This window comes from Aquimarina sp. AU58, assembly GCF_900312745.1.
In the GTDB taxonomy this organism is placed as follows: Bacteria; Bacteroidota; Bacteroidia; order Flavobacteriales; family Flavobacteriaceae; genus Aquimarina; species Aquimarina spinulae.
The window spans coordinates 101,377-125,272 of sequence record NZ_OMPD01000005.1 but is presented as its reverse complement, the minus strand read 5'-3'; the positions used below and the strand labels follow the sequence as shown (position 1 = coordinate 125,272).

Below are 23,896 nucleotides of genomic sequence, written 5' to 3'. Positions count from 1 at the left end.
TTAAGGTGGTTATAGCATCGGGGCTCACCTCTTACCATTCCGAACAGAGAAGTTAAGCCCGTTAGCGCCAATGGTACTACAATCGTGGGAGAGTAGGTCACCGCCTTCCTTGAAAACCCTTCATAATAATTATGAAGGGTTTTTTTTATGTTTGAAAAGTAATTTAGTATACTTCAATATCATTTACGAAGCCTTTGAAATTTTACTGGTAATATTCAATTCAATTTTCCTGAAAAACTCTTCACTTTTGTATGGCTTTCTCATAAAATCACTGAAACCAGAATCTGAATTAAGTATTGCTTTTATAGTATCCTGAGTATCCGAGGCAGTCAACGCTATAATAGGCACATCAGAATTAAATTCTCTAATTATCTTGGTAGATTCCATCCCGCCCATATTAGGCATGTTTAAATCCATTAATATAAGATCATACTTTTTTTCTTTCACCATTTCGATCGCTATCAGTCCATCATCAGCAATTTCAGAATAATATCCCTTTGTTTTAAGAATGTTTTGGGTGACTATTTGATTTATTTTATTATCCTCAACAATCAGAATCTTATATTCTTTAGTGTTTAGTAATGAAATACAATTTTTGGTGTTATTTGTTGTATTGTTTACTTCACTCACGGTATCAATTTCGAAAGAGATAGTAAAATAGAATGTAGAACCTTGCCCTGGAGTACTTTTTATTTTGATGTCTCCTCCATGCAGATCAACTAAGTTCTTAACTATATGTAATCCGAGACCGGTACCTGTAGTATGATCTTTAGAATTAGCTTGAGAAAATTTATCAAAGATTATTTCTTGTTTATCTAAGGGAATTCCTCTTCCGTCATCTTTTATTTCAAAAGTTATTTCAACCGTATTATCGATAATAATTGGGTTTATAAAATTTAACCAAATGTTTCCTTTTTTAGTAAATTTATTAGCATTACTGATAAGGTTAATAAAAATCTGAGATAACCTTACAGAATCTCCAATAAGCAAATTGGGGATATTGGGGTCGAAATTGAGATGTAAAGTATTTCCGTTTTTATCTGCTTGATATTCGAATGAGTTTTTAATATCATCGGCTAGATTTTTAATGTCATAAGTAGATTTGTCAAGACGTATTTCATAAGATTCCATTTTAGAAACCTGAAGTACATCATTAATAAGATTTAGTAAATGATCTGCCGAAAACTTCATTAATTTTATAAACTTATGATTTTCTTCATCTTTAATTCGCTCCATTAAGATTGATGATAATCCTACCACTCCATATAATGGAGTTCTGAGTTCATGACTAACAGTGGATATAAATTTTGTTTTTACAGCTGCTAGATGGTCAGATTTTTCTTTAGAAATTTTAAGTTGTTTATTTCGTAAAGCAAGGGATTTTCCTAGGATTTTTGTTTTTCGATGATTATAAATAAAGAAGCAAAAGAGTATTAAACATAATAGCAGTAAAGAGACCGTAAAAATAGATATGGTCTTTGATTGTTGTGCTTTTTGAGTTTCTATAGTGTTTTTTTCTTCACTTACAATTAACTGTTTTTTATATTGTTCGGCCTCTAATTTTTCTATTTCGAGTGCAGTTTGATGATGCTTTGTATATTTTTTTAGAATTAAATATGCCTTATCCTCTTTTCCAATTTTAACCAATAAATCTTCATATTTTTTATAAATAGTCATTGCCTGTCTAAACAATTGATTTTTTTCTGCAATGGTAGCAGCTAACTCATAATACTTTATAGCGGTACTATACTTTTTCTTACGATAATAATATTCGCCATAACTAGTATAGGTAGTGGCTAATTTTGAAGGCTGTTGTTGTTGATTAATAAAGTATTTTTTACATTTCTCTAATAGATGATATGCTTTATTGTAATTCTTTGTTTTTATATAAATATTCGCCAGGTTTAACGCTAAAATATGTTGTGAATTTTCATTTAAGTCATCAGATTTCTCATAGATATGCTTTATCCTCTTAAGAGCCTTTTTAGGCTTATTAAATCCATTTATGTATACTAGGGCAATGTTGTTATTTATATCTATTGCTAGCTCCGGAAAACCTTCAAGTTCTTTTATAAATAATTCTGCAATTTTATAATTTCTAAGTGCTTCTTTATAATCTTTAGTCGAAAAGTGAATTTTTCCAAGCAAATTGTAAGAGTATCCTTTTAAATAATATTCTTGTTTAGGATTAAATTTTTCGGAAATATCAATTATTGTTTCAATAATCATTATACCATTGGCTCTTCTTATTGTTGAATTTAAATGGTCTTCGGTATGGATAATTGCATTTTCTAATTCCGAGAAAGACATTTCTTCATATTGTTGAGTGTATACAACAGAATAAAGCAAACTTATACATAGTAAACATATGTAATGCTTCTTAATTTTGACAATCTTCATGTTCAGCATAGATTTTGGGGTACTTAAATATATTAAAAAAATACCAAATAATCAGTTTAAATGCATAAAATCATGATTAAAATAAGATTTTTGTTTATTTTTTATTGTATAATGTAGTCTTAAACTTACTTTTTACATAGTTGTCTAACTATATATTTAGGATAACTACCATTGTGGTTGAACAGTATTTATATCAATTTTTAAATGAAATGAGATTGTATTTAAATCAACCCACTCTAATCCCCTAGAGGAGAATAATAACTTTTTAGAAAGGAATATGTAGCCAATAAATGAGTATCGAACACTTTTAGTAACCAAACTTAATCACTAATGTATTCCTTATACTCTAAAAAAAACTCTTCAAGTTTATCCATGTTTTTTAATAAAAAAGCCATGGTTTGGGACCAAGTATTCCTATTATGGATACTTACATTATCGATCTCTACATATATACGAGATATAACTTTACCGCTATCAAGTTCGTAGAACTCATCATAAATAATATCTTCTATAAATTCACTGGTAAGAATCTTTTTTAAACTAATGAATTTATCATAATAATTTGCCTTTATTATCTTATCATAGGGTTCGATATCAATAGATACTTGGGCCTTTTTTGTAGTAAATGTAAATTTGAGAGTTACATCTTTAATTTTGGTATTATACAATAGCCACTTACGAGGGTGTTCTTTACCAAAACTGGTCCAGAATTCCTGACGTATTTGTTTTGATTCTGATTTACTAAACATTATATAATATATGCTGTAACTGTAGCTATAAGAATAACCATAAGTTTTGTAATGTTAAATTTGTGACCTTCATTACTTTCAAACAGAATTGTAGTAGATACGTGTAGAAATATACCAATAACCAACGCAGTAATTTCTTTATAATAATCCTGAATCATAGTAAAATTTTCAGAAATAAAAGTTCCCAGAGGAGTCATTAGTGCAAATAAAGTCAATGATATGATAATGACACTTTTTTTGATTTTGGTATTTAATAAAAATGTGGTCAAAATCATAGCAATAGGAATTTTATGTATAATTATACCTAATAAAATTCCGTCTGTATGGTGTATCGGAAACCCTTCGAGTATAGCATGCAGACCTAAACTAATAAATAATAATTTTGGAATCCGACGAGTCTCTTCATGAAGATGTATATGTCCGTGTTCTGCTCCTTTAGAGAAGTATTCTAATACTTTTTGAAGAAGAATACCAATCATAATCCAAACACCGGTACGTTTTGCAAAGAGATTATCTTCAAATACCTCTGGTAATAAATCAAAAATGGTGATTGCAAGAAGAAAAGCACCACTAAAAGCCAAAAGTAGTTTTAAGCTCTTTTGGTTAGAAGTTTTAAAAATAAAAACTAATAAAGCTCCTATAAATACAGCTGTTATGGATAATATATAGTTATACACTATTTAAAAATTAATATGAGTCTTGGCGAAGTAGTTTTATCAAATTTCTGAAGTTGATAATTGCCAAAAATATCCAACAAATTTACATTAGCATTTGTAAAGTAATTTTTAAAATCACTTAGTGTAATGCTTTTAACACGTTCTGTAAATAAAAAATCCTCGTTATTATCTCTAAATCCAATTTCTTTAAAGATATATCCATCTTGATAGTATCTCTTAATATTGAATAAGATATTATTAACTTCTTTTGTTTCTTGGGCTACCAGATTCTGAATGATATAGTCGACATTCATAAAATCAATAACACCGAATCCCTTTTCATTTAGATTTGATTTAATAGCCTTAATCGTATTTAAATTATCCTCTTCCTTGTCAAAATAACCAAAACTGGTAAAAAGATTAAAAACAGCAGAGAATTTCTCAGAATATGGCTGACACATATCGTGCACCCTAAATTTTAACGTTTCGTTCTCAAATTGTGAAGCATATTCGATACTATTTTTAGAGAGATCTACACCAGTTACATCATAACCTAATGTATTTAAATAGATACTATGTCGACCTTTACCACAAGCTAAATCTAAAATTTTTTCACCAGCTTCTAAGCTTAAATACTTAGTGATGTTATCCATAAAGTCTTTAGCCTCAGTATGATCTCTATCTTTGTATAAGATATGATAGTATGGTGTGTCAAACCATGATGCATACCACATTGTTGAATCTTTTAGCATAGGGCGCAAAATTAGTGTATTTTTACGGTTTAATTATAGAAGTCGTTTAAAGTTTTAAACCTTTACACTTAAAAATTTAAATACCTTCGTGTCGAAAAAGAAAATAGTGGGTAATTCGTTTAAAATGGTAGCCAAAACCCTTTATGGTTTTGAAGAAGTTCTTGCAAGTGAACTTAGAAAAATAGGTGCTCAAAAAGTAGAAATTGGGAATCGCATGGTAAGTTTTTATGGGGACACAGGCTTTATGTATAAAGCAAATTTATGTTTGAGAACTGCAGTAAAAATCTTAAAACCAATTACTTCCAAAAAAGTAAGAAACGAAAATGATATATATAATTTTATTCAAAGTATACGGTGGCAAGAGTATTTAAGTTTAGAAGATACTTTTGCTATTTCGGCAACAGTTAATTCTACTATTTTTAGCCATTCTCAATTTATTGCATTAAAGACAAAAGATGCGATTGTAGATCAGTTTAGAAAAGAAACAGGCGAGAGACCAAATGTAGATACAGAATACCCTGATCTTTCGATTGATATTCATATTCAACGTGATCTATGTACAGTGTCATTAGATAGTTCTGGAGGATCATTGCATCATAGAGGATACCGTACAGCAACTAATATTGCTCCAATTAATGAAGTTTTGGCAGCTGGCCTGTTGTTGCTTTCTGGTTGGGATGGGCAAAGTGATTTTTTAGACCCTATGTGCGGTAGTGGTACCATGGCTATCGAAGCAGCGATGATTGCTTGTAATATTCCGGCAAATATAAACCGTAAAGAGTTTGCTTTCGAAAAATGGTTAGATTGGGATTTAGATCTATTTGAAAAAATAGAAGAAGCCTGCCTGAATAAAACGAGAGATTTTCATCATTCTATAATCGGGATAGATAAAGAATATTCGGCCGTAAGAAAAGCAAATGTAAATGTAGAAAATGCTAATCTTACTGATTTTATAAAAATAAAAGAAGGAGATTTCTTTGAATCTACAAAAGAAGTAGAAGGACCGCTTCATATTGCATTTAATCCTCCTTATGATGAACGATTAGAAGTGGATATAGAAGAATTTTATTCGCAAATCGGAGATACATTGAAACAAAATTATCCAGGTACCAATGCCTGGTTTATTACTGCAAATCTTGAAGCCTTAAAACATGTCGGACTTCGACCATCCAGAAAAATAAAAGTATTTAACGGCAAGTTAGAAGCTCGATTAGTTAAGTATGAAATGTATGCGGGAAGTAAAAAGGCAAAATATAAGAATTGACCTCTTAGCTTATACACATATCACAAATCCCTATCATGAGGAATTGAGTTTCTTGTATTTCAAAGTTCTTAAGTTCGGGAACCTCTATTTCATAAGGTAAACAAGTTACTTTTTTACAAGATTTGCATTGAAAATGAATATGATTATGCATTTCGTGTTTGATATTACAATCATTACAAAGCGCATAATAAGCTTTGCCGTCCTCGCCAGTTACAAAATGTACTTTCCCTTTTTCAGCAAACCGTTCTAAGATTCTATATACGGTAGTTTTATTTACCTTTATAGGCATTTCTGTTAAAATAGCCTCTACAGACATAGTATGCTTTGCATTTGTAAGTATATCAATAACGAAATCTTGTTTTTGCGTATTTCTTGTTTTTTTCATCCTTAAAGCATAATTGAAAACTATATTTTTTGTATTATTGCAACACTGTTGCTTTAATGTGGTTCAATATTGAAAATTACAAAAAAAATCTGATTGCTATTGTACCAACTTCTTTAGTTATGATAAAAAATGTTTCATGTTGGGGATAACAATAGTGAAGAATTAAGCGACTGTTATTCTAAAAAAAACGGGATACGATCTATAACAATTGATCAATTTTATATTATTATGATACATAAAACAATACGTGTAAATTGGGATTTTATAGGGTTTTCTACATCATTTTTGTGCATGCTTCATTGTATACTTTTACCTATATGTATAACTCTTTTCCCTTTGATGGGGCTTGTTTTTTTAACTGATGAATTCTACGAGTTTTTTTTAATAGGAATCAGTATGATGATTGCAATGTTTGCAATGTACAATGGTTACAAAAAATACCACAGTAAATCATTACCATCTTTTCTGTTTATAACAACATTAGTCCTTTTTAGTATTGGGTTTTTAATAGAAAATCATTTAGTAGAAAAGACATTACATTTCTTAGGAACAGGTTTTTTGATAATCGCTCATTATTATAATTGGAAATTTACAAAAGATTATAAAAGTTGTAAGATTAAACAAAGACATCGAATATAGTAGAATCATTACTGCATAAGATCATTTATTTCCTCTTTAGGCTTTAAAAGCTAGTAATCTAAAGTTGAAATGAGGAAAACATAAAAGTGTAAAAATATTATTTTTACACTTTTATGTTTTTGTTAAGAGATTATTATTGAAATAACAATAATTTTCTACTTCTTTTTGAAGCTAACCATCAATTATATTCTCATGAAAACAAAATTCGCACAATTCTTTTTCATACTATTTTTGCTTGCATTTACTGTTTCAATCTATGGGCAACGTGCTAAAGCGAAACAAGAAATATCTACTGTATTATCAGATTCAGTATTCGCTGGATTAAAATTAAGAAACATAGGTCCGGCTTTTATGTCTGGTAGGATAGCAGATGTTGCAATTCATCCTAAAAACGAAAATATTTGGTATGTAGCTGTTGGTTCGGGAGGAGTCTGGAAAACGGTAAACTCAGGAACTACCTGGAAACCAATATTTGATGATCAAACATCATATTCTATTGGTTGTGTGACTATAGATCCTGTAAATCATAATACGATCTGGGTAGGTACTGGCGAGAATGTAGGAGGACGACATATGGGATATGGAGATGGTATTTATCGCAGCGATGATGGGGGAGCTTCATGGGCCAATATGGGATTAAAAGCATCAGAACATATTTCTAAAATTATTATACATCCAGAAAACTCTAATGTAATTTGGGTGGCTGTTCAAGGTCCTTTATGGAAAAAAGGAGGAGATCGAGGATTATATAAATCTATTGATGGCGGAAAAACATGGAAAAAAACACTGGGAGATGATACCTGGGTTGGTGTTACCGATTTGATTATAGATCCGAGAAATCCAGATCAACTTTATGCAGCTACATGGCAGAGACATCGTACAGTTGCTGCTTATATGGGAGGAGGCCCGGGATCAGGATTGCATCGTAGTACAGATGGAGGTGAAACGTGGGAAAGACTCAAAAATGGACTTCCTAAATCATGGATGGGGAAGATAGGATTAGCGATTTCACCACAACACCCCGATATTTTATATGCAGCTATTGAACTAGACCGAAGAACCGGAGGAGTATATCGTTCTGCAGATCGTGGTACTACCTGGGAAAAACAATCTAATGCTGTTGCAGGGGCTACAGGGCCACATTATTACCAGGAATTATATGCATCGCCTCATCATTTTGAAAGACTATACCTGGTAGATAATACAATGCAAATCTCTGTAGATGGAGGAAAAACGTTTACAAGGATGAATGAAGAGCATAAGCATGGCGATAATCATGCTATAGCTTTTAAGAAAGAAGACCCTGATTACCTTTTGGTAGGAACAGATGGAGGGCTGTATGAAACTTTTGACCTTACTAAAAATTGGAGGTTTATAGAAAACCTTCCGGTAACACAATATTATAAAGTGGCTGTAGATGATTCTGAGCCTTTTTACAATATTTATGGAGGAACCCAAGATAATAGTACACAAGGGGGACCATCACGAACCGATAATTTACATGGAATTCAAAATTCTGATTGGAAGATTGTATTAAATTGGGATGGTCATCAACCTGCTACAGAACCTGGTAACCCTAATATTATGTATGCAGAGCGACAAGAAGGAAATCTAACTCGTGTAGATCTAAGTACAGGAGAAGTGATTGATATCCAACCCCAGCCCACAGCAGAAGAGAATTTTGAGCGTTTTAATTGGGATGCACCGATTTTGGTGAGTGCTCATGACCCTGCTCGTATCTATTTTGCTTCTCATCGTGTATGGAGATCTGATAATAGGGGAGATAAATGGACGACAATATCAGGTGATTTAACCAAAAATCAGGAAAGAATAGAATTGTCTATTATGGGCAAAAAACAATCATGGGATGCGCCCTGGGATTTTTTAGCCATGTCTAATTATAATACAATCACTTCGATAGCAGAATCTCCAAAACAAGAGGGTGTTCTTTATGCAGGAACTGATGATGGGATTATTCAAGCAACAGAAGATGGAGGGAATAATTGGCGAAAAATTGATGTAGGCACACTGCCTGGAGTTCCTGCAACAGCATTTGTTAATGATATTAAGGCAGATCTTTTTGATGCAAACACAGTATATATAGCTCTTGATAATCATAAATATGGAGATTTTAATCCTTATTTGGTAAAGAGTGCTGATAATGGAAGAACATGGAAATCTATAAAAGGAAATCTTCCGAAAAGGACATTGGTGTGGAGAATTGTTCAGGATCATGTACAACCTAATCTTTTCTTTGCAGCTACAGAATATGGGATTTATTTTACTATAAATGGAGGTAATCGTTGGGTAAAGTTGAAAGGAGGTGTACCTACAATTTCGTTTCGTGATTTGGTAATTCAGCGTAAAGAGAACGATCTAGTAGGAGCTTCTTTTGGGAGGGGTTTTTTCGTATTTGACGATTTTTCTCTTTTAAGAAGTATTTCTGAAGATAAACTGAAAGAAGAAGCCACACTATTTCCAACTAGAGATGCGTGGTGGTACATCCCAAGACCTAGTTTAAGTTTTGATGATAAAAAAGGAAGCCAGGGGGCCTCGCATTATGTGGCTCCTAATCCAGATTTTGGAGCTGTATTAACATACTACTTAAAGGATGGGTTAAAAACCAGTAAAGAAAACCGACAAGAGATAGAGAAAAAGAATAAAGGAAAAAATATTGCTTTTCCTGGCTGGGATAATGTAGAAGCAGAGCGAACAGAAAGCAAACCTCGTATACTATTGGCAATAACAAATAGCTCGGGAAAGACCATTCGTAGAATTGAAGGACCTGTTACATCTGGTTTTCATAGAGTAGCATGGGATTTACGATACCCAGCTACAAACGCAATTTTTTTAGAGAAACAAGAAAACTCATATGGATCTCCCCGTGGATTTATGGCTGCTCCGGGAAAGTATACAGCTACATTATCCAAAGTTGTAAATGGAAAAGTAACTCAGCTTTCAGATCCTGTTTCTTTTATGGTTAAGCGTATGTACAATGGTACATTAAAGGGGGCAGCACTTGAAAAAGTGACAACATTCTGGAGAAGTTATGAGAATACAATTGGTAGAGTTTCTACTCTAAGTATGAAAGTAAATAAGGCAGGAAAACGTATTAAAGCTATGAGAACCGCTTTATTGAGAACAAACAGTGCTCCTGGTGATCTGGATAATCGCTTAAATATTTTAGAACAACGTATAGCAAATCTAAATAAAGAATTCTTCGGAAATACTTCTAAACAACAAGTAGGTGAGAAGACAAGACCTACCATCGAATATAGGATGTTTTCTATTTATAAAGGTGTAGAGCGATCTACTTATGGGCCAACCAGTACACATATGGAAACGATGAAGATAATCGATGACCAATTAAAAAGTATTACTTCTAAGTTTACTGCTTTAAAGAATGAGGTAGATTCATTTTCAAAGACATTACAAGAAGCAGGTGCACCATTTGTAGAGGAATAATTGCTTAGAGGTTTGGTGTAGGTTAATACCCAGCTGCCTGGCCATCTTTACGAGATTCAGAAGCTCCGTAATAAACACCATCTTTTATCATAATAGCTTGGTAGCCTCCGTAAGGGCCTAAAGCATAGGATATGTTATGACCTTTTGAAAGCAGACCTCTAATTGTTTCATATGAAATTCCGGATTCAATATGTAGTGTTCCCCCGTTGGTCATTTCTTCTCCTGTGGGTTGCGATGATCCCATATGGTTTATTCTTGGGGCATCACCAGCTTCCTGTAGGTTCATTCCAAAATCAATCATGTTAACGATAATCTGCACATGTCCTTGAGGTTGCATACCTCCACCCATAAGTCCAAAACTCATAAAAGGTTTTCCATCTTTGGTAACAAATGCGGGAATAATGGTATGAAAAGGTCTTTTTTTAGGTTCATAGGTATTAAAATGACCTTCTTTCAATGAAAACAACTCACCTCTGTCTTGTAAAATAAAACCCAGCTCGGTTGGTGTCATTCCTGATCCCATACCTCTATAATTACTTTGTATCAAGGATACCATATTTCCTTCTTCATCAGCAACGGTAAGATATATGGTATCTCCATCATTAAGATTCCCGGCGTCATATGTTTTTGCAGCTTTGTTTTTATCAATAAGTTTTCTTCTTTGATCAGCATAATTCTTAGAGACAAGCTGGTCTACAGGAATAGTATTAAAATCTGGATCTGCATAAAATTTTGCCCGATCCTCATAGGCTAGTTTTTTAGCTTCGGTTAAAATGTGTAGATATTCTGTTGTACCAAATCCCATAGATTTGAGATCATATTTTTCAAGAATATTTAGCATTTGTAAGGCAGCTATTCCTTGACCGTTTGGAGGTAATTCCCATACATCGTATCCTCGATAGTTCGTGGATACAGGCTCTACCCATTCTGAGGTATGATTTTTTAGATCATCATAGTTCAGAAATCCACCGTTTTCTTTCATATACTTTGCAATAGTTTTAGCAATATCTCCTTTATAGAAAGCATCTCTACCTTCATTTGCAATTTTTTCGAGTGTATTCGCTAAAAAAGGGTTTTTAAAAATTTCTCCTTTTTTCGGAGCAGAACCCTTTGGCATATATGTGGTTTTAAAACCAGGGTATTTTGATAAAAATTTAGCACTTAATTGCATATAATATGCAACCAGTTCGGTCACAGGAAAACCTTCACGAGCATAATTAATAGTTGGTTGCAAAATATTTTTCATACTTAATTTACCAAACTTGCCATGTAGCTCATACCATCCATCTACACAGCCAGGAACAGAAACAGGAAGAGCACCATGAGATGGTATTTTAATATGGTTGTTTTTCTTAAAATATTCTAAAGTTAACTTTTCGGGAGATCGCCCACTAGCATTTAATCCATATAATTTTTTGCTTTTAGCATCCCATACAATAGCAAACAAGTCACCGCCTATCCCGTTTCCTGTCGGTTCCATTAACCCAAGCATTGCATTAGCAGCGATTGCTGCATCAATTGCGTTACCTCCTTGTTTCAAAATGTCTAGAGCAGTTTGCGTAGCCAAAGGGTGACTGGTGGCAGCCATTGCGTGGGTAGTAATTATTTCAGATCGTGTAGCAAAACTTTTACCAGTAATTCGATCCTGAGAGAAGACCATACTTACAGGTACTAAAAAAAGAAAACAAAAAGTATTAAATGATTTCATGTGAACGAGTATGAGATGATAAAATATCCAAACAAGATAAGCAATACCCTATAATAATTGATGGAATACCTGATAAAATGATTGTGCAGGTTTATTTTGATGAGGGTATTACAGAACATATCTGGACAAATAAGCAAGAGGTAGGAGGAAAGTGGGGAGTATAATTACTTTTTTTTCTTAAAAAAGGGAATCAAATAACTTATAGAATATCCGTATCCTACACCAATACTACTATAATCATTAGTACGACCAAATCCAGGAATATATAGATTATCGAATCTATCAGGTTTTTTTTCACTTACTAGAGTTCTAAGAGATACATTGGCTCCCAGATATAGATTATTTATAAGCTCTACTTTGATACCAAGAACTAATTCTATCCAGCTGGCATTTAAGCCATCAGATTTGATGCTTTCAGTTATTTGGTTTGGTCCAAAATAATTTGTACTTGTGAAAATAGAATAATCGTTTAATGTTTGTTCAAAAGTAGAAAACCCATACCGCAGCCCTACATAGATGCTATTCTGCATTCCGTACCAATTATCGTATATGTTATAATCTATACCGACTCTTGCATAGCTTCCAGATCCTTTTGTATTAATATTTTCTTCATCTCTTATCAAGGACTCATTACCTATTTCTGCAGCGAGATAGAATTTTTTATAAAACCTGTAATCTCCAACAATTTCAAATCCAGAATAGTTATCATCAACTGCCGTTCTGATTAATCGACCGAGATCAACTCCTGCTCTAAAACCATATTTTTCTGCAGGAGGAAGAGTGTCTTTTGCACTAACTTTTGGTTCTTCTTGCCCATAGAAAAAGCTTGTAATTAAGATGCTAATGAAAAATAAATACGTGTGCAGTTGTTTCATCGGTTACGTTCTCTCTTTGTATTGTTATATTTTTGATCCAGCTCCCATCATCTCCTGCTTCTGGTGGAGATACAGTAAGACCTTTGTAATTAATCTTAAACCCACAAGCACTACTCACATATTCTTCTTCTGTTGTGTATTGAAAACTTACAGTGTCTTTATTAGGAAGGGGATCGGTATCACTATTATTAGTCGTGTCAGAATTTATAGTAAATTCATAATCAGTAATCGATACATCATTTCTTAGAGGGATTAGGATAGAATCTGTAACCGCACCCAAAGTAAAAGGAGTTTCTATACCAACTGCTTTTACCTGTAATTCTAATGGAGCTTTTACCTGAGTACCCGCATCAAAGTCCATAAATTTTATAACTAAAAATGGTGTAGTAGGAGTACCTTCTGCACATATGTCATCTCGTTCACAGCTTAAATTTGAATATAAAACCAAGCCTCCTATTAATATAAAAAATAAATATTTGTATACTCTCATATAGTATTTTTTTCTATCTCAACCATAACATTACTGAATATGGTTTTTTGTAACTACCCTTGATACTACAAGGATAAAAATACGGTTAGATGAATGCAAAAATATTGAAACAAAATAAATTTCGAATTGCTATTTGCGTGACCAAAAATAAAAAAGATAAACCAATTCATACAGGTTATTTCTTAAAAATAAAAGACTCGAATAAAGTAGGTGTGTTGCTGTTTATATCATATTTTGATTCTTGTGAAGTTTTTGGTGATTATAATTTTGTTTTAAAAACCGGGAACTTTTAACAGCTCCCGGCCACCGCAATAGAAAATGTAGAAGATTGCTACATCAAGTTGCCATAATCTAAAGGGTGTGATTAATCCATAAAAACCAGATTTCGGGCTTTTGCTTTACAGTTGTGATTAAAAATTACAGTACAACAGTAATAATTTCTTTTGTTTTCACCTTCCTGATTTATCCAATCAACATAATTGATTACTGTGAATGTAGAATCATTAACGATCCTAACATCTTTGTCACTTTCTCCAAAAGAAATAATAGTTGATGATCGTAACCTTTTATTGATGATGGAGTATGATGCAGTTAATGCCTCGGATTTGTGAAAATAAAATGAGTTTTTATTGTTTTTAGAACTGATGATTTGAGCATTATCGTTATGGTATAGGTTGTATAAAACAGTTCCAGTTATTATTGTAATACATATGATTAGTACTACGAAGAGTTTTATTATAAACTCTCCTTTTTTTAAGTTTAACATCATCATTGTAAGCCTTGGTAGTAGTGAGTGGTTTGTGTGCAAATAAATTATGGTAAGTTAACGTTGGCATTTTTTGCATCACGTTCTTCTTGCTCTTTTATTTTTGTCCATTTAGTATAATTTTCTTTATCTCCGATTTGAAGAAAGGCTTCTGCAACGAATCCTGCATGTAATGACGCTTCTATACCTGGGCCATTTCGTTTAACAATGTTATATTGTTTTATGGCTTCTTGTGCAACTTGATTTTTGGTTTCGTTAATCTGATGTTGACCAGTATAACTGGAACCGGTAGTAAATAAGAAATAAATTAAAATAAGAAGAATGAAGATCAGGGGTATTTTTACTACATTTCTCATAACTATTAGTTTTGGTAAACTTAGGTTTGATTATAAATTTATTGTAGTAGCAATCTTCGAATACAAATGTAGGAAATAACTCATGATATTATATGTGGTTTTTGAGTTAACTTTTTACGGTAAAACAGTAATTATTAAAGTTGAATAAATATGTTTAATTCTTTGATAATCAGTTAATAGTGTGGTTTTTGTTAAAAAAATGAATTATTTGTTGGTAAAGTGCTTATTATCAATGAATTTCATGATAATTGGGTGCTCTAATGTGTAATGATTAAAAAAACCGATGAAATACATGATGAAATTATAATTCATCAAATAATTAGAGTCTGATATCAATTTTTTGGTTAGTGAAAATATTACAGGAATTAAAACTGTCTTTTTACTATAAAAAACTAGTTGTATTTATCTCTTTTCAAGTAATACTACATTTTCAACATGATATGTCTGTGGGAACATATCGACCGGTTGAACTTTACTAACTTTATACATCCCATCTAGTAGTGAAAGATCACGTGCCTGCGTTGCACTATTACAGCTTACATATACTATTTTTTGAGGAGAAATGTTTAATAATTGTCCTACAACATCTTTATGCATTCCATCTCTTGGGGGATCTGTAATTACCACTTCGGGTTGACCATGTCTGGAAATGAAATCTTTGGTAAATACTTTTTTCATATCACCAACATAAAACTCTACGTTATCGATACTATTGCGCTTTGCATTTTCTTTTGCGTCTTCTATAGCTTCGGGAACAGCTTCTACACCAATTACTTTTTTCGCTTTTTTTGCAACAAATTGTGCAATGGTTCCGGTTCCTGTATATAAATCATATACTAACTCCTCTCCAGTGAGGTTGGCAAAATCCCGGGTTACTTTATATAGTTCGTAAGCTTGTTTAGAATTTGTTTGATAAAAAGACTTGGCATTAATTCTAAATCGTAATCCTTCCATTTCTTCTTCAATATAATCTTTCCCTTTGTAACAAATAACCTCTTGATCATAAATGGTATCATTACCTTTTGGATTTATTGTATACTGAAGCGAAGTGATTTCTGGGAATTCTGAAACTATATAATCTAATAGTAGTGTTCTTTTTTCTATATCTTCATGAAAAAATTGAAGCAAAACCATAATTTCCCCTGTAGATGCAATTCTAATCATTAATGTACGCAAAAATCCATGCTGATTCCTTGCATTATAAAAGGGGAGGTTGTTTTCTGTGGCAAATGCTTTTACTTTATTTCTGATATCATTACTTGGATCTTCCTGTAGATGACATGTATTGATATCCAAAATTTTATCCCACATTCCTGGAATATGAAATCCCAATGCATTTCTATTCTGAATTTCAGTATCACTTCTAATTTCATCAAGAGTTAGCCATCTGCTATCACTAAACGAAAATTCCATTTTATTTCTATAGAAGAATTGATCCTCGGAGCCAAGTATCGAACTTACTTCGGGTAGTTCAATTTTACCCAATCGGGTTAGGTTATTTACAACTTCTTGTTGTTTATAAGCTAGTTGATGCTTATAACCCATAAATTGCCATTTACAGCCTCCACAAGTTCCAAAATGTTCACAAGTGGGTTCGGTACGTTTGTCTGATAGCTTATGAAAAGTAGTAGCAGAACCTTCATAAAAGGCCTTACGCTTTTTGGTAGTTTGGATATCTACTACATCCCCAGGAACTGCATTGTTAATAAAAATTACCTTTCCGTCAGGGGCTTTAGCAATACTCTTTCCTTTTGCACCTGCATCAATAACTTCGATATTCTCAAAGATCTGTCTTCTGTTTTTCCTTGCCATAGCGCAAAAATAACAATAGAAAGCATATACTTATTAAATATTCAATATATCTTAGAAAAAAGAAATAAAAAAATGAACCTATTTATTATTTCTACGTCTATACTATAAAGACCCATATGACAAACACCAATAAAACAATTGATTCTTTGTTGGTTTTACAATGCCAATCGGGAAGCAAGAAAGCAGTAACTCTTCTTGTGAAAAGATGGCACGCAAAACTATGTAAACAGGCATATTGGTACACTCGAGATATAGAAATTTCAAAAGATATTGCTCAGGATAGCTGGAGTACTATTTTTTTAAAAATCAATAGCCTAAAAGATTCTAATAGTTTTGGGAGTTGGGCATTGACTATTGTAACCAGAAATGCTATTAATTGGTTACGAAAACATAAAAAGGAAGTAGAACATTTACAAGTGTATAAGGATTGTAATACAAATCGTATTGAAGATGATACTCAAAATAATCAAAATACGATGGTATTATTAAAAAACTCAATTAAAAAACTGCCTCATAATCAACAATTAGTACTAAACCTTTTTTATTTAGAAGAGTATAGCATTAAACAAATAAGTGATATTATAAATGTTTCGACCGGTACCGTTAAGTCACGTTTGTTTACAGCTAGAGAAAAACTGAAATTAATTTTAAAAAATAGAAATAATGGAGAATAAAATGAAAGATATAGATCAATTAATTAAAGAAACATTGAGCCAGGAAGAAGCAAAATTTTATGATGATTTAGATGAGCAAAATCTTCTAGAAATGCTAGGGGGGCTTTTTGATACCAAACACAGATGGATTATTATATTGATGAATATTGCAACTGTAGTAGCTTTTGGTTTTTTAGTCTATTGCATTATTCAATTTTTAAATACCAATAATACTAACGAACTGATCAAGTGGTTTGCAGGAGGAGCGATCTGTTTTATGGTTATAGGAATGACCAAACTATTTGCCTGGATGCAAATGGATAAAAATGCATTATTAAGAGAAATTAAGAGGCTAGAACTACAGGTATCTTCTATAGCTGGAAAAATATCACAATAAGATTTTAGAAAGAAGCTTATATTTAGTAATTTGCAACCAACTTCAATAGGATGATTTCTCTCCCGAACTTTATGTCGAAGTAGGAATTGTAAAGTTTTATTTTTAATACGTGAATAATGGCAATCTTAGAGAAAAAGTCATCACAGCATTTAATTGAATTAGAAGACAAGTACGGAGCTCATAATTATCACCCATTACCGGTTGTTTTAAACAAAGGAGAAGGTGTGTATGTTTGGGATGTAGAAGGTAAAAAGTATTATGATTTTTTAAGTGCATATTCTGCAGTGAACCAAGGGCATTGTCATCCTAAAATAGTAGGAGCAATGATTAATCAGGCACAAACATTAACACTAACCTCGCGAGCCTTTTATAATGATAAATTAGGTGAATACGAGAAGTTTGCGACTGAGTATTTTGGTTTTGATAAACTATTACCAATGAATACTGGTGCAGAAGCAGTAGAAACAGCATTGAAGCTTTGTAGAAAATGGGCATATGAGAAGAAAGGAATTCCAGAAAATGAAGCACAGATTATTGTGTGTGAAAATAACTTTCATGGAAGAACAACAACAATCATATCATTTTCGAATGATGAAGTAGCTAGAAAAAACTTTGGACCCTATACTGCAGGGTTTATAAAAATTGAATACGATAATCTATCTGCTTTAGAACAGGCTTTAGAAAGTAATACTAATGTTGCAGGTTTTTTGGTAGAGCCTATACAAGGAGAAGCAGGAGTGTACGTTCCTTCTGAAGGATTTTTGGCCAAAGCCAAAGCTCTTTGTGAAAAACATAATGTACTATTTCTTGCAGATGAAGTTCAAACAGGAATCGCACGTACAGGAAAATTACTAGCCGTAGATCATGAAAATGTTAAACCAGATATCTTAATTCTTGGAAAAGCATTAAGTGGAGGAGCATATCCTGTATCGGGAGTTTTGGCTAATGATACAATCATGAGTGTTATAAGACCAGGAAATCACGGTAGTACTTTTGGCGGTAACCCTGTTGCAGCAGCAGTAGCAGTAGCAGCTTTAGAAGTAGTAAGAGATGAAAAACTAGCAGAGAATGCAGAAGAATTAGGTCAATTATTTAGATCAGAACTTGATAAGTACATTGAAGGATCTAAAATAGCGAATTTAGTTCGTGGTAAAGGATTGTTAAATGCGATTGTAATCAATGATTCTGAGGATAGTGATACTGCCTGGAATATCTGTGTGGCGCTTAAAGAAAATGGTCTTTTGGCTAAACCAACCCACGGTAATATTATTCGTTTTGCACCGCCATTAGTAATGAATAAAGAGCAACTATTGGATTGTGTGAGTATTATTATCAAAACGTTAAAGGAATTTGAAAAATAGAGAAATACTATTCAAAATTCATATAAAATGAAAAAAGGAGGCACAATGGCCTCCTTTTTTCATTTTATAAAAACACTTTATTGATTTAATATTTCTGACCAAGGCATTAGAGCACCCATAAATATTATATACCCAATAATAATTAGAAGGTATAAAGAACTTAATATAGTACCAATTATTGCACAAATTCTACCAGCTTTTAGGTTTTCATATCCTGTGTATAATTCTGGATTTGCCAGATATAATTCTTTAGCTTTTTTAGCTAATACTAAGGCAATGATACCAAATACTAACCCCAGAAATCCGTAGCAAAAACAGGTTACTATTGATGCGATCCCGAATATTAACACCAATGTGGCATTTGGTAATTGTTGTTTGTTTTCCATATAATGTATTAGAATTTTATAATATAATTTGTAATGATAAGTATACTATTTAAAATATAAAAATATTGAAGAGTTTTAGCACCTTTTTTAAACTTTAGAAAAAGATGAACAATTAGATATCCAAACATTAATAGTAATGGTATAAGTGCAGGATACATTAGAAAGGACTCTACTAAATCACCCTTGATGAGTAATAAAAAACTTCGTTGAAAACCACAGCCTAAACAATCAATACCCATTAGTTTTTTGGTAGGGCATTGTAATAGATTAGATTCAATATAGTTAATAAACTGCTCCACAAATTATATGAATAAGAAATTTATTCTAAATAAAAACTGTTCGAAATAGTATTCCGAACAGTTTTTAAAAATTAAATTATTTACAGATTATCCTCCGTACTGTTCCATCATTTCTCTTTGCATATCTAGTATACCATCATATCCTATTGTTGCAAATATGAAGATAACATATATCAAATAGATAATACTTAATATAAGACCTACAATTGCTAATATCTTACCTGTTTTAACATTTTGATATCCAGTATATAATTCTGGGTTTTCATTGTACAATGCTGTAGCTTTTTTAGCTAGTACTATAGCCACAATAGCCAGGATAATTCCTAGTACACCATAACAACAGCATCCTAAGATTGATAGAATACCAAAAACCAGGATTAGGGTAGAATTAGGTAATGTTTGTTTTTCCATAATTTAGATTGATTAGTTAAAAATAATTTTCATTTTGATTACATAACTTATAATAATAGTAAGTATGGCTGTAACCATTAGACTCATTTTTATAAGTCTGTCATATTTAAATTTGATAAAAAAGTTGAATCCTAAAAATATTAGTAATAGTAAAAGAGGGTAAATCGCGGGATACATATAAAACGCAGCAACAAAATCTCCTTTGAGTAAGAGAGAAATAGATCTTTGCATTCCACAGCCTAAACAATCAACTCCAAAAATTTTTTTGTTTAAACAAGGTAACATATAGGTCTCCAAAAGCGAAAAAACTTTATAATTATTAACTGCAATATACATAATTAAGTTATTTAAAATATTTGAAGGTTCAAAAATCTATTATTTAATACTTTTGCAATTAGTAAGAGAAGTATTGGATCGGGTATAAAGAAAATACCTTGAAGTCATTATTTGAAAAGAAATCAATTCTTAAGATATTAAATGATGATATTGATTATACTATCTATTGGATTAACAAAAAAGGATTAGGCAAATGAATTATCGTAGGATCAAAAAAATCATAAGTATACTTTTGGTAATGATTGGAGCTATTGCATTGATAAGTGAAATTTCTTCGATAACTAAAAACTATTACATCCAGAGTATTGGAGTAGTTTTTTTAATGTTAGGAGTATTTCTTATTAATACTAATGTGAAATCGAAAACCAAAATTGATTCTGATCCATACCATGAAGAAGAATAATATGATTAAAATAGGGGATACTGTATCTGTTCTGGATGAACCAATTACAGGCAAAGTTATAGCGGTTACTGTTGATGAAGTAACAATTGAAACAGAGGATGGGTTTGATATGACATTTTTTATTCGTGAAGTCGTAAAAATTAAGTCGGGAGAGCTTATTATGCCTTCTTATGAAGAGGTACATAAGAATTTACAAGAGAAGGAGGTTTTTAAAAAAAAGCCAAAAAGACCTATTGCTAAACCAAAAGAACGGGATGTACCACCAATGGAAGTTGATTTACATATTAACAAATTAGTGAGATCAACCAAAGGAATGACAAATCATGATATGATAACGTTGCAATTGGATACAGCAAAAAGACAGCTGGATTTCGCAATTAGTAAACGTATTCCCAATGTGGTTTTTATTCATGGAGTAGGGCAAGGAGTTTTAAAAGAAGAACTCAAATACCTTTTTGGGAGATATGATAATATCAGAATTTCTGAAGGTAACTATAGGAAATATGGACTAGGAGCGACAGCGGTGTATATTGTTCAAAATCCAAAATAGTTATTTTAGAACAGTAATCTCATCTTCACCTAGTTGTAGTAGTTCTTGTCGTATTGCAATCCCAGCTCCTTCCAGAGTGATGTCGGTAAGAGTTATCGTTCTGGTGTAGACAGTTTCTGTAGCTGTATCACTCTTTAAAACATATTTTATTTCAGCATTTCCGTTAGAACTTTTTAGCTCTTGAGTAACTGTAATACCACTGGGAGGAACACTGCTGCAAAAATATGCAGTACCATCGATTTGAGTATTAAATTGTCTATATATTAGGATATTTGTAGTATTATTAAGTGCTATAGTATGAGTAAGGCTTTCGGGAACTGTATTTAATTCAAAAGTAGTGCTTGTAAAGCTAAGAGATAGAGATTGATTAATTTGGGGATCAATTTTGAAAAAAACAAAAGTATCTTCATTTTGATTAGAGCAATTCTCTAACGGAGCTGTGAAATTACTGATGTCATTTTCAATAACATCTCCTTCACTACAACTAACCAATACTGCAATAAAAATTATATAGTAAAAAAAATTATTCATAATAATGTGGTATGAGCTACTCTTTTTTGGTTGTCTTAGGGATAGTAACATCTCTAAAACCAAATGAAAAATGTCTGTCTTTAAAATTTTGATTGTAACTATCAAAAACAAGGCCATTTATAGATAAGGTGGTTCTAAATGTAGTTTTTATAGTGTTATCAAGTACAGGGTTTACCGTAACTGCACTATTAGTTGATTTTGCATCTAGGTAAAATAATTCTCCGGAAACAGGATCTCTATCATCTCTTGGGTTTCCATTCATATCTGCATCTTCATTACGAGTTAAGATTCCGTCACCATCATCATCTTCTTCGAGGTAATCAGGTGTACCGTCTCCGTCTGTATCTCGGGGGTCATCATTGTCAGGAATGTCATTTGGTAACTCAACACTAGTTAAAATGTTATCGTTATCGTCATCCTGATCTTTATAATTAGGAATTCCGTCACCATCGGTATCATCATCCTCATAGTCGCCATTGTTATTAAGATCTTCTTGTTCCGCCGGAACCCCATCGTCATCATCTTCAGTTGTAATTTTAGTCGAAATTTCAGATGTTCCTGTAATGCCATTAAGTTCTTCAACAATTATAATTTCACTAGACGGGATATTAGAACAAAAATAATCTGTAGTTACCGGGATATTGAAATTTCTATATATTAAATTGTTAGAATCCTCACTTAATTGGATAGCAATGGGTGTGGAGGTTGCAATAGTATCAGAAAAAGTCTCACTGATAAAGCTATAGGAAATAGCCTCGTTTATAGTCTTGCTAATCTTGAAAAAAACAAATTCATTTGGTTTTGCACCTTTACAAAGTTGTAAGTCAACATCATCAAACTCAAAACTGGTGATCACTAAGTCACCATCATCACAAGAGGAGAGGAATAATAATAAAAAGAGAAATGAAAACAACTTTTTCATGTCAGAATGAGTATTTTTTTTGACAAAAGTAAAGGAATTGAAAGATTATAACGCGTGTACTCGAAAATAATTTTATTTAGATTAGTTTTGTAGTCGGAAAATTGGGAATATTGTAAAAATTAAAGTTTTTTTACAAAAAACGAATAAATGTCTATTTCAACAACTTAATTACTTTGTTTTATGCAAAAAGTTTATTTTGATAGTGCGGCTACCACAGAGGTAAGGCCAGAGGTTATTGCTAAAATGGTTTCTGTATTGAAAGAAGATTATGGAAATCCTTCATCAATACATGGTTATGGTCGATCTGCTAAGAATCATATAGAACAAACACGTAAAAACATTGCTAGTTATTTAGGAGTAAAAGCATCAGAAATTATATTTACTTCTGGAGGTACAGAAGCTGATAACTTAGCAATAAATAGTGCTGTTAGGGATTTAGGGGTTAAGCGTATTATTACAACCAAAATAGAGCATCACGCAGTATTACATACAGTACAGGAAATAGAGTCTCGTACCGATATAGTAGTAAGTTATGTTAATATAAATACAGATGGATCGATTGATTATAAACACTTAGAATCACTTCTTAGTAATTCTAATGAGAAGACCTTAGTAAGCTTGATGCATGTAAATAATGAAGTGGGGACGATATTAGATATTGAGCATGTTGGAAACTTGTGTAAAGAACATGAAGCACTTTTTCATAGTGATATGGTTCAGTCGATAGGCCATTATGATGTAGATTTAAGTGATTTATATATTGATTTTACAGCGGTAAGTGCTCATAAATTTCATGGACCAAAAGGAGTTGGTTTTGCCTATATTAGAAAAAATTCTGGTTTAAAACCGTTAATTTTTGGTGGTGAACAAGAACGAGGGTATAGAGCAGGAACAGAAAGCGTGCATAATATTGCAGGAATGGATGAGGCGTTGCGATTATCATATGAAAATTTAGAAGAAGAAAAGAGCTACGTTACAAATCTTAAACAATACTTTATCGATTCTCTTAAAAATAATATTGAAGGAGTAAAGTTTAATGCCAGTTGTTGTGATTCTGAAAAAAGTACATACACCTTAATTAGTGTGTGTTTGCCTGTTTCTGAAGAAAAAGCAGGGATATTATTATTTCATTTAGATATTAATGGTATTGCATGTTCAAAGGGGAGTGCTTGCCAAAGTGGAAGCGGTAAAGGGTCTCATGTATTAACCGAAATCCTTTCTGATGAGGATTTACAAAAACCATCAATACGTTTCTCACTTTCAAAATTTAATACTAAAGAAGAAGTAGATTATACAGTTGATGTACTAAAGAAATTTATAGAAGAATAAT

The 23,896-nt window shown here is 32.2% G+C and carries 27 protein-coding genes and 1 rRNA gene; 11 read left to right on the top strand and 17 right to left on the bottom strand.

The annotated features are described in order from the left end of the window. Nucleotide 1: 1 nt before the first annotated feature. Nucleotides 2-109, top strand: a 5S ribosomal RNA gene (rrf, locus tag DK441_RS01360). Between the two features lie 74 nt (nucleotides 110-183). On the opposite strand, the gene DK441_RS01355 is transcribed toward rrf, so the two are convergent. The 4 genes from DK441_RS01355 to DK441_RS01340 all read right to left on the bottom strand — a co-directional run bounded on the left by DK441_RS01355 (nucleotide 184) and on the right by DK441_RS01340 (nucleotide 4,557). Further along, on the bottom strand, nucleotides 184-2,310 hold the full coding sequence (locus tag DK441_RS01355; protein WP_160111908.1) for an ATP-binding protein: 2,127 nt from the start codon (nucleotides 2,308-2,310) through the stop codon (nucleotides 184-186). Nucleotides 2,311-2,720: 410 nt separating this feature from the next. Next, a complete protein-coding gene (locus DK441_RS01350) occupies nucleotides 2,721-3,149 on the bottom strand; it encodes a DUF4268 domain-containing protein (protein WP_109097140.1) in 429 nt (142 codons plus the stop codon). Then, nucleotides 3,149-3,826, bottom strand: coding sequence for a ZIP family metal transporter (locus DK441_RS01345; protein ID WP_109097139.1), 678 nt, complete (start codon nucleotides 3,824-3,826; stop codon nucleotides 3,149-3,151). The genes DK441_RS01350 and DK441_RS01345 overlap by 1 nt, the downstream gene beginning before the upstream one ends. Beyond that, nucleotides 3,826-4,557: a cyclopropane-fatty-acyl-phospholipid synthase family protein gene (locus DK441_RS01340; protein WP_109097138.1), complete on the bottom strand. Its 732-nt coding sequence runs from the start codon at nucleotides 4,555-4,557 to the stop codon at nucleotides 3,826-3,828. The genes DK441_RS01345 and DK441_RS01340 overlap by 1 nt, the downstream gene beginning before the upstream one ends. Nucleotides 4,558-4,681: 124 nt before the next feature. On the opposite strand from DK441_RS01340, the gene DK441_RS01335 reads away from it, so the two are divergent. Continuing rightward, nucleotides 4,682-5,821, top strand: coding sequence for a class I SAM-dependent RNA methyltransferase (locus DK441_RS01335; protein WP_109097146.1), 1,140 nt, complete (start codon nucleotides 4,682-4,684; stop codon nucleotides 5,819-5,821). A 4-nt stretch (nucleotides 5,822-5,825) separates the two neighbouring features. Here the strand turns inward: DK441_RS01335 and DK441_RS01330 are convergent, their stop codons facing one another. Beyond that, complete coding sequence (locus tag DK441_RS01330) at nucleotides 5,826-6,206, bottom strand: Fur family transcriptional regulator (RefSeq protein ID WP_109097137.1); 381 nt, start codon at nucleotides 6,204-6,206, stop codon at nucleotides 5,826-5,828. Between the two features lie 129 nt (nucleotides 6,207-6,335). Here DK441_RS01330 and DK441_RS01325 point away from each other — a divergent pair, with 129 nt between their 5' ends. Together DK441_RS01325 and DK441_RS01320 are read left to right on the top strand one after the other, a co-directional pair. Continuing rightward, a complete protein-coding gene (locus tag DK441_RS01325; protein ID WP_109097136.1) occupies nucleotides 6,336-6,845 on the top strand; it encodes a MerC domain-containing protein in 510 nt (169 codons plus the stop codon). 192 nt (nucleotides 6,846-7,037) lie between these two features. After that, a complete protein-coding gene (locus DK441_RS01320; RefSeq protein ID WP_109097135.1) occupies nucleotides 7,038-10,310 on the top strand; it encodes a glycosyl hydrolase in 3,273 nt (1,090 codons plus the stop codon). 22 nt (nucleotides 10,311-10,332) lie between these two features. On the opposite strand, the gene ggt is transcribed toward DK441_RS01320, so the two are convergent. The 3 genes from ggt to DK441_RS01305 all read right to left on the bottom strand — a co-directional run bounded on the left by ggt (nucleotide 10,333) and on the right by DK441_RS01305 (nucleotide 13,383). Continuing rightward, nucleotides 10,333-12,018: a gamma-glutamyltransferase gene (gene ggt / locus DK441_RS01315; protein WP_109097134.1), complete on the bottom strand. Its 1,686-nt coding sequence runs from the start codon at nucleotides 12,016-12,018 to the stop codon at nucleotides 10,333-10,335. A 164-nt stretch (nucleotides 12,019-12,182) separates the two neighbouring features. Then, entirely contained in the window at nucleotides 12,183-12,893 is a 711-nt protein-coding gene (locus tag DK441_RS01310) for a DUF6048 family protein (RefSeq protein ID WP_074409982.1), read from the bottom strand. After that, on the bottom strand, nucleotides 12,859-13,383 hold the full coding sequence (locus DK441_RS01305; RefSeq protein WP_109097133.1) for a DUF6452 family protein: 525 nt from the start codon (nucleotides 13,381-13,383) through the stop codon (nucleotides 12,859-12,861). The genes DK441_RS01310 and DK441_RS01305 overlap by 35 nt, the downstream gene beginning before the upstream one ends. A gap of 89 nt (nucleotides 13,384-13,472) precedes the next feature. Here DK441_RS01305 and DK441_RS01300 point away from each other — a divergent pair, with 89 nt between their 5' ends. Then, nucleotides 13,473-13,676 (top strand): hypothetical protein, encoded by a 204-nt coding sequence (locus DK441_RS01300; RefSeq protein ID WP_109097132.1) that lies wholly within the window; start codon nucleotides 13,473-13,475, stop codon nucleotides 13,674-13,676. Nucleotides 13,677-13,747: 71 nt separating this feature from the next. Here the strand turns inward: DK441_RS01300 and DK441_RS01295 are convergent, their stop codons facing one another. The 3 genes from DK441_RS01295 to rlmD all read right to left on the bottom strand — a co-directional run bounded on the left by DK441_RS01295 (nucleotide 13,748) and on the right by rlmD (nucleotide 16,317). Continuing rightward, nucleotides 13,748-14,155, bottom strand: a complete 408-nt coding sequence (locus tag DK441_RS01295) for a hypothetical protein (protein WP_109097131.1) — start codon at nucleotides 14,153-14,155, stop codon at nucleotides 13,748-13,750. A 41-nt stretch (nucleotides 14,156-14,196) separates the two neighbouring features. Further along, a complete protein-coding gene (locus tag DK441_RS01290) occupies nucleotides 14,197-14,505 on the bottom strand; it encodes a hypothetical protein (RefSeq protein WP_074409978.1) in 309 nt (102 codons plus the stop codon). 402 nt (nucleotides 14,506-14,907) lie between these two features. Then, on the bottom strand, nucleotides 14,908-16,317 hold the full coding sequence (rlmD, locus tag DK441_RS01285) for a 23S rRNA (uracil(1939)-C(5))-methyltransferase RlmD (protein ID WP_109097130.1): 1,410 nt from the start codon (nucleotides 16,315-16,317) through the stop codon (nucleotides 14,908-14,910). 116 nt (nucleotides 16,318-16,433) lie between these two features. Between rlmD and DK441_RS01280 the strand changes: the two genes are divergently transcribed. From DK441_RS01280 to rocD, 3 genes are all read left to right on the top strand, one after another. Further along, complete coding sequence (locus DK441_RS01280; protein WP_109097129.1) at nucleotides 16,434-16,991, top strand: RNA polymerase sigma factor; 558 nt, start codon at nucleotides 16,434-16,436, stop codon at nucleotides 16,989-16,991. Next, nucleotides 16,981-17,367 carry a DUF6768 family protein gene (locus DK441_RS01275; protein WP_109097128.1) on the top strand — a complete coding sequence of 129 codons (387 nt, stop codon included), beginning with the start codon at nucleotides 16,981-16,983 and terminating at the stop codon, nucleotides 17,365-17,367. The genes DK441_RS01280 and DK441_RS01275 overlap by 11 nt, the downstream gene beginning before the upstream one ends. Before the next feature lie 116 nt (nucleotides 17,368-17,483). Further along, complete coding sequence (rocD, locus tag DK441_RS01270; RefSeq protein WP_109097127.1) at nucleotides 17,484-18,728, top strand: ornithine--oxo-acid transaminase; 1,245 nt, start codon at nucleotides 17,484-17,486, stop codon at nucleotides 18,726-18,728. A gap of 77 nt (nucleotides 18,729-18,805) precedes the next feature. On the opposite strand, the gene DK441_RS01265 is transcribed toward rocD, so the two are convergent. The 4 genes from DK441_RS01265 to DK441_RS01250 all read right to left on the bottom strand — a co-directional run bounded on the left by DK441_RS01265 (nucleotide 18,806) and on the right by DK441_RS01250 (nucleotide 20,055). After that, on the bottom strand, nucleotides 18,806-19,114 hold the full coding sequence (locus DK441_RS01265) for a CCC motif membrane protein (protein ID WP_109097126.1): 309 nt from the start codon (nucleotides 19,112-19,114) through the stop codon (nucleotides 18,806-18,808). 8 nt (nucleotides 19,115-19,122) lie between these two features. Continuing rightward, nucleotides 19,123-19,413, bottom strand: a complete 291-nt coding sequence (locus DK441_RS27220; RefSeq protein WP_109097125.1) for a DUF2752 domain-containing protein — start codon at nucleotides 19,411-19,413, stop codon at nucleotides 19,123-19,125. An 87-nt stretch (nucleotides 19,414-19,500) separates the two neighbouring features. Beyond that, on the bottom strand, nucleotides 19,501-19,824 hold the full coding sequence (locus tag DK441_RS01255) for a CCC motif membrane protein (RefSeq protein ID WP_109097124.1): 324 nt from the start codon (nucleotides 19,822-19,824) through the stop codon (nucleotides 19,501-19,503). 12 nt (nucleotides 19,825-19,836) lie between these two features. Continuing rightward, the gene (locus tag DK441_RS01250; protein WP_370444296.1) at nucleotides 19,837-20,055 is read right to left on the bottom strand and encodes a DUF2752 domain-containing protein; all 219 of its coding nucleotides are present in this window, start codon (nucleotides 20,053-20,055) and stop codon (nucleotides 19,837-19,839) included. A 298-nt stretch (nucleotides 20,056-20,353) separates the two neighbouring features. Between DK441_RS01250 and DK441_RS26365 the strand changes: the two genes are divergently transcribed. Further along, nucleotides 20,354-20,563, top strand: a complete 210-nt coding sequence (locus DK441_RS26365; protein ID WP_160111907.1) for a hypothetical protein — start codon at nucleotides 20,354-20,356, stop codon at nucleotides 20,561-20,563. Further along, nucleotides 20,550-21,113, top strand: coding sequence for a DNA mismatch repair protein MutS (locus tag DK441_RS01245; RefSeq protein ID WP_235015688.1), 564 nt, complete (start codon nucleotides 20,550-20,552; stop codon nucleotides 21,111-21,113). The genes DK441_RS26365 and DK441_RS01245 overlap by 14 nt, the downstream gene beginning before the upstream one ends. On the opposite strand, the gene DK441_RS01240 is transcribed toward DK441_RS01245, so the two are convergent. Continuing rightward, complete coding sequence (locus tag DK441_RS01240) at nucleotides 21,114-21,644, bottom strand: hypothetical protein (protein WP_109097123.1); 531 nt, start codon at nucleotides 21,642-21,644, stop codon at nucleotides 21,114-21,116. A gap of 16 nt (nucleotides 21,645-21,660) precedes the next feature. Further along, nucleotides 21,661-22,566 carry a hypothetical protein gene (locus tag DK441_RS01235; RefSeq protein WP_109097122.1) on the bottom strand — a complete coding sequence of 302 codons (906 nt, stop codon included), beginning with the start codon at nucleotides 22,564-22,566 and terminating at the stop codon, nucleotides 21,661-21,663. Between the two features lie 180 nt (nucleotides 22,567-22,746). On the opposite strand from DK441_RS01235, the gene DK441_RS01230 reads away from it, so the two are divergent. After that, nucleotides 22,747-23,895, top strand: coding sequence for a cysteine desulfurase family protein (locus DK441_RS01230; RefSeq protein WP_109097121.1), 1,149 nt, complete (start codon nucleotides 22,747-22,749; stop codon nucleotides 23,893-23,895). Nucleotide 23,896: the final 1 nt, after the last annotated feature.

Excerpts from the sequence above, each read along its gene's own strand:
- DK441_RS01355 (WP_160111908.1), bottom strand. The coding sequence starts at position 2,310 with ATGTCTTTCTCGGAATTAGAAAATGCAATTATCCATACCGAAGACCAT.
- DK441_RS01340 (WP_109097138.1), bottom strand. The coding sequence starts at position 4,557 with ATGCTAAAAGATTCAACAATGTGGTATGCATCATGGTTTGACACACCA.
- DK441_RS01310 (WP_074409982.1), bottom strand. The coding sequence starts at position 12,893 with ATGAAACAACTGCACACGTATTTATTTTTCATTAGCATCTTAATTACA.
- DK441_RS01330 (WP_109097137.1), bottom strand. The coding sequence starts at position 6,206 with ATGAAAAAAACAAGAAATACGCAAAAACAAGATTTCGTTATTGATATA.
- DK441_RS01250 (WP_370444296.1), bottom strand. The coding sequence starts at position 20,055 with ATGCAAAGATCTATTTCTCTCTTACTCAAAGGAGATTTTGTTGCTGCG.
- DK441_RS01290 (WP_074409978.1), bottom strand. The coding sequence starts at position 14,505 with ATGAGAAATGTAGTAAAAATACCCCTGATCTTCATTCTTCTTATTTTA.
- DK441_RS01335 (WP_109097146.1), top strand. The coding sequence starts at position 4,682 with ATGGTAGCCAAAACCCTTTATGGTTTTGAAGAAGTTCTTGCAAGTGAA.
- ggt (WP_109097134.1), bottom strand. The coding sequence starts at position 12,018 with ATGAAATCATTTAATACTTTTTGTTTTCTTTTTTTAGTACCTGTAAGT.
- rlmD (WP_109097130.1), bottom strand. The coding sequence starts at position 16,317 with ATGGCAAGGAAAAACAGAAGACAGATCTTTGAGAATATCGAAGTTATT.
- DK441_RS01350 (WP_109097140.1), bottom strand. The coding sequence starts at position 3,149 with ATGTTTAGTAAATCAGAATCAAAACAAATACGTCAGGAATTCTGGACC.
- DK441_RS01265 (WP_109097126.1), bottom strand. The coding sequence starts at position 19,114 with ATGGAAAACAAACAACAATTACCAAATGCCACATTGGTGTTAATATTC.
- DK441_RS01240 (WP_109097123.1), bottom strand. The coding sequence starts at position 21,644 with ATGAATAATTTTTTTTACTATATAATTTTTATTGCAGTATTGGTTAGT.
- DK441_RS01275 (WP_109097128.1), top strand. The coding sequence starts at position 16,981 with ATGGAGAATAAAATGAAAGATATAGATCAATTAATTAAAGAAACATTG.
- rocD (WP_109097127.1), top strand. The coding sequence starts at position 17,484 with ATGGCAATCTTAGAGAAAAAGTCATCACAGCATTTAATTGAATTAGAA.
- DK441_RS01320 (WP_109097135.1), top strand. The coding sequence starts at position 7,038 with ATGAAAACAAAATTCGCACAATTCTTTTTCATACTATTTTTGCTTGCA.
- DK441_RS01235 (WP_109097122.1), bottom strand. The coding sequence starts at position 22,566 with ATGAAAAAGTTGTTTTCATTTCTCTTTTTATTATTATTCCTCTCCTCT.
- DK441_RS01300 (WP_109097132.1), top strand. The coding sequence starts at position 13,473 with ATGAATGCAAAAATATTGAAACAAAATAAATTTCGAATTGCTATTTGC.
- DK441_RS26365 (WP_160111907.1), top strand. The coding sequence starts at position 20,354 with ATGAATTATCGTAGGATCAAAAAAATCATAAGTATACTTTTGGTAATG.
- DK441_RS01305 (WP_109097133.1), bottom strand. The coding sequence starts at position 13,383 with ATGAGAGTATACAAATATTTATTTTTTATATTAATAGGAGGCTTGGTT.
- DK441_RS01325 (WP_109097136.1), top strand. The coding sequence starts at position 6,336 with ATGTTTCATGTTGGGGATAACAATAGTGAAGAATTAAGCGACTGTTAT.
- DK441_RS01245 (WP_235015688.1), top strand. The coding sequence starts at position 20,550 with ATGAAGAAGAATAATATGATTAAAATAGGGGATACTGTATCTGTTCTG.
- DK441_RS01280 (WP_109097129.1), top strand. The coding sequence starts at position 16,434 with ATGACAAACACCAATAAAACAATTGATTCTTTGTTGGTTTTACAATGC.
- DK441_RS01295 (WP_109097131.1), bottom strand. The coding sequence starts at position 14,155 with ATGATGATGTTAAACTTAAAAAAAGGAGAGTTTATAATAAAACTCTTC.
- DK441_RS01255 (WP_109097124.1), bottom strand. The coding sequence starts at position 19,824 with ATGGAAAAACAAACATTACCTAATTCTACCCTAATCCTGGTTTTTGGT.
- DK441_RS01230 (WP_109097121.1), top strand. The coding sequence starts at position 22,747 with ATGCAAAAAGTTTATTTTGATAGTGCGGCTACCACAGAGGTAAGGCCA.